This is a genomic window from Streptomyces sp. NPDC053426, from assembly GCF_055585405.1.
Genome location: NZ_JBVJKE010000013.1, coordinates 1 through 7,591, shown reverse-complemented (window position 1 = coordinate 7,591; position 7,591 = coordinate 1). Strand labels below are relative to the sequence as shown.

Genomic DNA, 7,591 nt, shown 5'->3' with positions numbered 1-7,591 from the left:
CGGCAGCCTACGAGCATGGCGGCAGGTGACCGCCCGCGGCGGGGAGGGGACGGGGCGGGGGTGGCCGCCCGCAGCGGCTGGCGCGTCCGCACCCCGCACCCCCACCAAGGAACCCATTTCGCGCCAGTCCGAGGACGGACACCCCCGACGCGGCCCCGACCCACCCACCCACCGCAGGCGCTACACACGCCCCCACCGAAGCCGCACAGGCGCCGCAGGCACAAAACCCAAGGCCCCACCGGAGCGGACGCTGCGCCGCAGGCGTCAGACGCGCACCCCCACTACTCGACGTCTCCGCCGGAGTCCGTCTCGGCCTCCGCCTCGGAGGCCGTCTCCGCACCGCCCGCCTCCAGCAGACGGGACAGCTGACGCCCCCCGATCCGCTTGAACTTCCGCTTCTGCGGCCGCGTACGGTCCAGCACCGCCACCTCCAGCCGCTCAGCGGGAATCTCCCGCTCACTGCCGTTGGTGTCCCGCGACAACGCCTGCACCGCCAGCTTCAGCGCCTCCGCCAGCGTCATCCCGTCCCGGTGCCGCTGGTCCAGGTACCCGCTGATCTGCTCCGCGTTGCCCCCCACCGCCACCGAGCCGTGCTCGTCCACGATGGACCCGTCGTGCGGCAACCGGTAGATCTGGTCGAACTCCGGGGTCTCCCCGACCTCGGCCACCACCAGCTCCACCTCGTACGGCTTCTCCCCCACACTCGAGAAGATCGTCCCCAGCGTCTGCGCGTACACGTTCGCCAGACCCCGGGCCGTCACATCGTCCCGGTCGTAGGTGTAACCCCGCAGATCGGCGTACCGCACGCCCCCGATCCGCAGATTCTCGTACTCGTTGTACTTACCGGCCGCGGCGAACCCGATCCGGTCATAGATCTCGCTGAACTTGTGCAGCGCACGGGACGGGTTCTCACCGACGAACACGATCCCGTCGGCATACTGCAGCACAACAAGGCTGCGACCACGGGCGATGCCCTTACGGGCGTACTCCGCCCGGTCCGCCATCGCCTGCTGGGGTGAGACATAGAACGGCGTCGACACCGGTTATCCGTCCCTTTCTGTCAAAGTCACTGGACCACCAAACAACCGAACAACCCGCCCGCGCGGCCTACAGCAGCGAGGCCCGCGGCCCGTCCGGCTGCTCCAGCCGCCGCTCCAGCACCGACCGGGCGATGCCGGACGCCTCGTCCTCGGTGAGCCGGCGGAAGCCGTCATCGGTGATCACGGTGACGATCGGGTAGATCCGGCGGGCGACATCGGGACCACCGGTCGCCGAGTCGTCGTCTGCCGCGTCATACAGCGCCTGCACCACCAGCGTGGTGGCCTCGGCCTCGCTCAGGTCGTCCCGGAACAGCTTCTTCATCGCACCGCGCGCGAAGATCGACCCGGAACCGGTCGCGGCGTACCCCTGCTCCTCCGAACGCCCGCCCGTGACGTCGTAGGAGAAGATCCGCCCCTTGTCCCGGTCCACGTCGTACCCGGCGAACAGCGGAACAACGGCCAGCCCCTGCATGGCCATGCCCAGATTCGACCGGATCATCGTCGACAGCCGGTTCGCCTTGCCCTCCAGCGAGAGCTGCGCGCCCTCGACCTTCTCGAAGTGCTCCAGCTCCAGCTGGAACAGCTTCACCATCTCCACGGCGAGACCCGCCGTACCGGCGATCCCCACCGCCGAGTACTCGTCGGCCGGGAACACCTTCTCGATGTCCCGCTGCGCGATGACGTTCCCCATGGTGGCCCGCCGGTCACCGGCGAGCACGACGCCGCCCGGGAAGGTCACGGCCACGATCGTCGTCCCGTGCGGCGCCTCGATCACACCCTTCACGGGCGGCAACGACCTCTTGCCCGGCAGCAGTTCCGGCTGGTGCTCGGAGAGGAAGTCCATGAAGGAGGACGACCCGGGCGTCAGGAAGGCGGCCGGCAGACGCCCGGTGCTACGAGTGTTCGCTTCCACGAAGTTCCTTCCAGGTAGGCGGCTGCCCGACGAACAGCGTCGGGATCATCTCCCAACTTGCCGATGGCCGAATTGCAGTTGAAGCACAGTACGCCACGGACCCTACCCGTCCTGCGGCAATGATCCACATATACGGCGGAGGCTTTCGGGCGGCTCCCGCAGCGCGGACGCTGCCCGCGGCCGGTCCATCCCGCACCACGGACAGCGCCTCACGCCACCTTCGACCCTCACCCCGGACACCCCCGCAACCTTCGATGCGAAGGTTACTGGCCGCCCTTTTGCACGAAGCTTCGAACGAAGTCCTCGGCGTTGGCCTCGAGCACATCGTCGATCTCGTCCAGGACGTCGTCCACGTCCTCGCTCAGCTTTTCCTGACGCTCCTTGAGGTCCTCCGAAGCCTGCGCCTCCGACGCCTGCTCCTCGACCTCCTCCGTGGACCGGGTGGCCTTCTGCTGTCCGCCGCCGGTGTCCTTGGTCGCCATCACCCTCACCCCGCTCGGTTCGCCCGACACACTTGCTCGGTCAAGATCAGACCCTACTCGCCGGGTCCGACAATGCCCCCGCAGTTGCTCCAACGTACGGGGACCATCTCGATGATTCCCGGACCCGGCGTTTTCCACCCTGTCCGGCCGGCCCTTCCCGGGTACCCCCGGTACCCGCTCAGTGTCCCGACAACACCCTGACCAGGTCTTCTGCCGTACGGCAGCGGTCCAGGAGCTCCTTGACGTGATTACGCGTTCCGCGAAGCGGTTCCAGGGTTGGGACCCGCTGGAGCGAGTCCCGGCCCGGCAGATCGAAGATCACCGAGTCCCAGGAGGCCGCCGCGACGTCGTCCGCGTACTGCTCCAGACAGCGCCCGCGGAAGTACGCGCGGGTGTCCTCCGGAGGCTTCGTACGGGCCCGCTCGACCTCTCCCTCGTCCAGCAGCCGCTTCATCCGCCCCCGGGCCACCAGACGGTTGTAGAGGCCCTTCTCGGGGCGTACGTCGGCGTACTGCAGGTCCACCAGGTGCAGCCGGGCGGCGTCCCAGTCCAGGCCGTCCCTGCGCCGGTAGCCCTCCATGAGCTCCCGCTTGGCGACCCAGTCCAGCTCGCCGGCCAGGCTCATCGGGTCGTTCTCCAGCCGCGTGAGCGTGTCCTCCCAGCGGACCAGCACGTCCTTGGTCTGCTCGTCGGCGTCGGCCCCGAACCGCTCCTCCACGTACTTGCGAGCCAGCTCGAAGTACTCCATCTGGAGCTGTACGGCGGTCAGCGTCCGCCCGCTGCGCAGCGTGACGAGCCGCTTCAGGGACGGATCGTGCGACACCTGGTGCAGTGTCCGTACCGGCTGGTCGACCGCCAGGTCCACCGCGATGAACCCGTCCTCGATCATGGACAGGACCAGTGCCGTCGTACCCAGCTTCAGGTACGTCGAGATCTCGGACAGGTTCGCGTCGCCGATGATCACATGCAGCCGCCGGTACTTCTCGGCGTCGGCGTGCGGCTCGTCACGGGTGTTGATGATCGGCCGCTTCAGGGTGGTCTCGAGCCCCACCTCGACCTCGAAGTAGTCCGCCCGCTGGCTGAGCTGGAAGCCGTGTTCGTGGCCGTCCTGGCCGATGCCGACGCGGCCGGCGCCGGTGAAGACCTGGCGGGAGACGAAGAACGGCGTCAGGTGGCGCACGATGTCCGAGAAGGGGGTCTCCCGCTTCATCAGGTAGTTCTCGTGCGTGCCGTAGGACGCGCCCTTGTTGTCGGTGTTGTTCTTGTACAGGTGGATCGGCTGGGCGCCGGGAAGCTGTCCGGCGCGTTCCGCCGCCTCGGCCATGATCCGCTCGCCGGCCTTGTCCCAGAGGACGGCGTCGCGCGGGTTGGTGACCTCGGGGGCGCTGTACTCCGGATGGGCGTGGTCGACGTAGAGCCGCGCACCGTTGGTGAGGATGACGTTGGCCAGGCCGATGTCCTCGTCGGTGAGCTGGCTGGCGTCGGCGGCCTCACGGGCGAGGTCGAAGCCTCGTGCGTCCCGCAGCGGGTTCTCCTCCTCGAAGTCCCAGCGGGCCCGGCGGGCCCGGTGCATCGCCGCCGCGTAGGCGTTCACGATCTGGGACGAGGTGAGCATGGCATTGGCGTTGGGGTGGCCGGGGACGGAGATGCCGTACTCCGTCTCGATGCCCATTACTCGCCGTACGGTCATGCGGCCCTCCTTGCCCGGCGGCGTCCCCGGTCGGGGGCGCTGCTGTACCGCCGGCGCTCCGGTGCGTGTGCGGTGCCCGTCCCCGCACTGCGCGACTCGGCGGTACGGACGAGCCTAGAACGCCTTCGCCCTGGTGGGGAGATCATTTGCGTCATTGCTGTGCTCCAGCCGTGGCACCGAAAAACAGTCGGCTGCGGGTACCCGCTGAGGGCACCCGCAGCCGCCCTGGCTTTTACAGGTACTGACCGGTGTTCGCCACCGTGTCGATGGAGCGTCCGGTGTCCGCACCCTGCTTTCCGGTGATGAGGGTGCGGATGTAAACGATCCGCTCGCCCTTCTTTCCGGAGATGCGGGCCCAGTCGTCCGGGTTGGTGGTGTTGGGCAGGTCCTCGTTCTCCTTGAACTCGTCCACGCAGGCCTGGAGCAGGTGGGAGACGCGGAGGCCCTTCTGGTTCTTCTCCAGGAAGTCCTTGATCGCCATCTTCTTGGCGCGGCCCACGATGTTTTCGATCATGGCGCCGGAATTGAAGTCCTTGAAGTAGAGGACTTCCTTGTCGCCGTTGGCGTAGGTGACTTCCAGGAAGCGGTTTTCCTCGGATTCGGCGTACATCTGTTCCACGGCGGTCTGGATCATGCTCTGGACCGTCATGGCCTTGTCGCCGCCGTGCTCGGTGAGGTCGTCGCCGTGCAGCGGGAGGCGCTCGGTGAGGTACTTGCCGAAGATGTCCTGGGCCGCCTCGGCGTCCGGACGCTCGATCTTGATCTTCACGTCCAGCCGGCCGGGCCGCAGGATGGCGGGGTCGATCATGTCCTCGCGGTTGGAGGCGCCGATCACGACCACGTTCTGCAGGCCTTCCACGCCGTCGATCTCGGCGAGCAGCTGCGGGACGATGGTGTTCTCCACGTCCGAGCTGACGCCGGAGCCTCGGGTGCGGAAGAGGGATTCCATCTCGTCGAAGAAGACGATGACGGGGGTGCCCTCGCTGGCCTTCTCCCGGGCCCGCTGGAAGACCAGGCGGATCTGCCGCTCGGTCTCGCCGACGTACTTGTTCAGCAGCTCGGGGCCCTTGATGTTGAGGAAGAAGCTCTTGCCGGCGGCCTGGCCGGTGACCTCGGCGACCTTCTTGGCCAGCGAGTTGGCGACGGCCTTGGCGATGAGCGTCTTGCCGCATCCGGGGGGCCCGTAGAGCAGCACACCCTTGGGCGGCCGCAGTTCGTGCTCCTTGAACAGGTCCGGGTAGAGGTACGGCAGCTCGACCGCGTCGCGGATGGCCTCGATCTGGCCGCCGAGGCCGCCGATCTGCTCGTAGCCGATGTCGGGGACTTCCTCGAGGACGAGTTCCTCGACCTCGCTCTTGGGGACGACCTCGTAGACGTATCCGGAGCGGGGCTCCATGAGCAGGGCGTCACCGGGGCGGATGGTGACGTCCAGCAGCGGCTCGGCGAGCCGCACCACCCGCTCCTCGTCGGTGTGCCCGAGCACGAGTGCCCGCTCGCCGTCCTCGAGGATCTCCTTGAGGGTGACGATGTCGCCGACGCGCTCGAACTCCATGGCCTCGACCACGTTGAGCGCTTCGTTGAGCATCACCTCCTGGCCGCGCCGGAGGTCTTCCAGCTCGACGCCGGGGCTGACGTTCACCCGGAGCTTGCGGCCGCCGGTGAAGATGTCGGCCGTGCCGTCCTCGTTCGCCGTGAGGAAGACCCCGAAGCCGGCCGGGGGCTGTGCGAGCCGGTCGACCTCCTCCTTGAGGGCCACGATCTGGTCGCGGGCCTCACGGAGCGTGCCGGCGAGTCGTTCGTTCTGGGCGGACACGCCGGCCAGGTTGGTCTGCAGCTCGACGATCCGCTCTTCGAGAATCCTCGTGTGTCGCGGAGAGTCGGCGAGCTTGCGTCGCAGGACGGCGATCTCCTGCTCAAGGTAGGCAATCTGCCCGGCCGGGTCGTCGGACCCGCGTCCTGGGCGGATGCCGCGGTTCATGTCGTCGTCGTGGGCTGCCACGGTCCTCACCTCCTCCAAGGGGAGCTGGACGCTTCCAGACCCTACCTGGGCGGGTGTCGATTGAAACCCCTAGATCACAAAGACGGTCGGGGTGTGTCCGATCTTCACCCTTGCGCTCTCCCTCACGCCAGGGGAATACCCACCGAAGATGATTGGAACCCAGGCGAAGGTAGGGTCGAAGTGTTCAACACCCGTCAGAGCTGGCCGGATTCCCGTTCGGTTCGACGCAGGAAACGGCAGGAGAGATGAGCGTGCGGCAGGAGACCGGAGTCGGCGGCGAGGCCCTGGAGGTCTGGATCGACCAGGACCTGTGTACCGGTGACGGCATCTGCGCCCAGTACGCGCCCGAGGTGTTCGAGCTGGACATCGACGGTCTGGCCTATGTGAAGAGCCCGCAGGACGAGTTGCTGCAGGACAAGGGGGCGACAACGCCGGTGCCGCTGCCGCTTCTCACGGATGTGGTCGACTCGGCGAAGGAGTGTCCGGGCGAGTGCATTCACGTCCGGCGGGTTTCGGACGGCGTCGAGGTGTACGGGCCGGACGCCGGGTGATCGATTTGATACGGCGCGTCACGACTGTCTGATTTATCACACGCCGGGGTGCGCGCCCCGCCGTACGCCCGCGCGCGGGTCACACGCTCCTGGCGCCGGACGGGGCGGACCGCACGAACGCGCCGTTCTCCCACCGCCATTTCACGTTCTCGCGCACGTCGGGGCAGCAACTGGGCACGTCGGCGGAGGAGTAGCCGAAGAGCACGGCGGTGACCTCGCCGTCACGTACGGCGAAGTCGCCGACGTTGGTGCGGTCCTCGGGGTCGGCGAGGGTGGCGACCACGCGCGGTGCCGTGCCGCCCGCGCCCTGGGTGAGGACGTACACGCCGTCGGGCGGGGTGCCCATCGGGGAGTCGCAGTGGACCACGGCCACCGTCTCCGGGCGGCCGTCGCCGTCGAGGTCGCCGGACGCCTTCTTCTTGACCACGGCCTTCACCCTGCCGCAGTCGAGGGGGAACTCGGCGGCGGCGGGGTCGGGCGGGGTGGTGTGCGCCGGGGCGCTCTTGGTGTGCGGTCCGGGCGTCGGGGCCGCGGTGGCGGCGTCGGGCCCCAGGACCGGGGAGAGGGCCACGACACCGGCGAGGGCCGTGGCGGTGGCGACCCAGTGGATGGGCCTGGTGTGCGTGTGGGCGAGCTCCGGGACGGCGGATGGCTGCACTAGGAGTGTCTCCTGTGAGGGCTGTGCCGGTGGGGGTGGCCAGCATCGTGCCACACGTCACAGTACGGAGGGAACGGCGGGGGTGTGCGGTTCCGGTGCGGGGGAACCGGGAAGGGTTTTCGCTCTCCGTGCCGTCGGACGGATCGTCGGGTCAACGTGAGGACGCCGTGGGGGGGGGGGGGGGGGGGGGGGGGGGGGGGGGGCGTGAGGGGGGGGGGGGGGGAGGGGGGGGGTGGGGGGGGGGAGGAGGAGGCCTCT

At 68.5% G+C, this 7,591-nt stretch carries 7 protein-coding genes and 1 pseudogene; 1 reads left to right on the top strand and 7 read right to left on the bottom strand.

Features of this window, described 5'->3' with window-relative positions:
• Positions 1–281: 281 nt before the first annotated feature.
• The 6 genes and pseudogenes from prcA to arc form a co-directional block, all read right to left on the bottom strand.
• Positions 282–1,040 carry a proteasome subunit alpha gene (gene prcA, locus ACZ62B_RS25280; protein WP_073933646.1) on the bottom strand — a complete coding sequence of 253 codons (759 nt, stop codon included), beginning with the start codon at positions 1,038–1,040 and terminating at the stop codon, positions 282–284.
• Positions 1,041–1,107: 67 nt separating this feature from the next.
• Positions 1,108–1,953, bottom strand: a complete 846-nt coding sequence (gene prcB / locus ACZ62B_RS25275) for a proteasome subunit beta (protein WP_344560511.1) — start codon at positions 1,951–1,953, stop codon at positions 1,108–1,110.
• Positions 1,905–2,114: pseudogene (locus tag ACZ62B_RS25270) on the bottom strand (endonuclease domain-containing protein); the annotation flags it as partial. The gene prcB and the pseudogene ACZ62B_RS25270, both read right to left, overlap by 49 nt.
• Before the next feature lie 102 nt (positions 2,115–2,216).
• On the bottom strand, positions 2,217–2,435 hold the full coding sequence (locus ACZ62B_RS25265) for a ubiquitin-like protein Pup (RefSeq protein WP_073933868.1): 219 nt from the start codon (positions 2,433–2,435) through the stop codon (positions 2,217–2,219).
• 178 nt (positions 2,436–2,613) lie between these two features.
• A complete protein-coding gene (dop, locus tag ACZ62B_RS25260; protein ID WP_344560510.1) occupies positions 2,614–4,125 on the bottom strand; it encodes a depupylase/deamidase Dop in 1,512 nt (503 codons plus the stop codon).
• A gap of 232 nt (positions 4,126–4,357) precedes the next feature.
• Positions 4,358–6,124 (bottom strand): proteasome ATPase, encoded by a 1,767-nt coding sequence (gene arc / locus ACZ62B_RS25255; protein ID WP_344560509.1) that lies wholly within the window; start codon positions 6,122–6,124, stop codon positions 4,358–4,360.
• A gap of 245 nt (positions 6,125–6,369) precedes the next feature.
• Between arc and ACZ62B_RS25250 the strand changes: the two genes are divergently transcribed.
• Positions 6,370–6,675, top strand: coding sequence for a ferredoxin (locus tag ACZ62B_RS25250; protein ID WP_344560508.1), 306 nt, complete (start codon positions 6,370–6,372; stop codon positions 6,673–6,675).
• Positions 6,676–6,754: 79 nt separating this feature from the next.
• Here the strand turns inward: ACZ62B_RS25250 and ACZ62B_RS25245 are convergent, their stop codons facing one another.
• Positions 6,755–7,333: a hypothetical protein gene (locus tag ACZ62B_RS25245; protein WP_468720301.1), complete on the bottom strand. Its 579-nt coding sequence runs from the start codon at positions 7,331–7,333 to the stop codon at positions 6,755–6,757.
• Positions 7,334–7,591 lie beyond the last annotated feature (258 nt).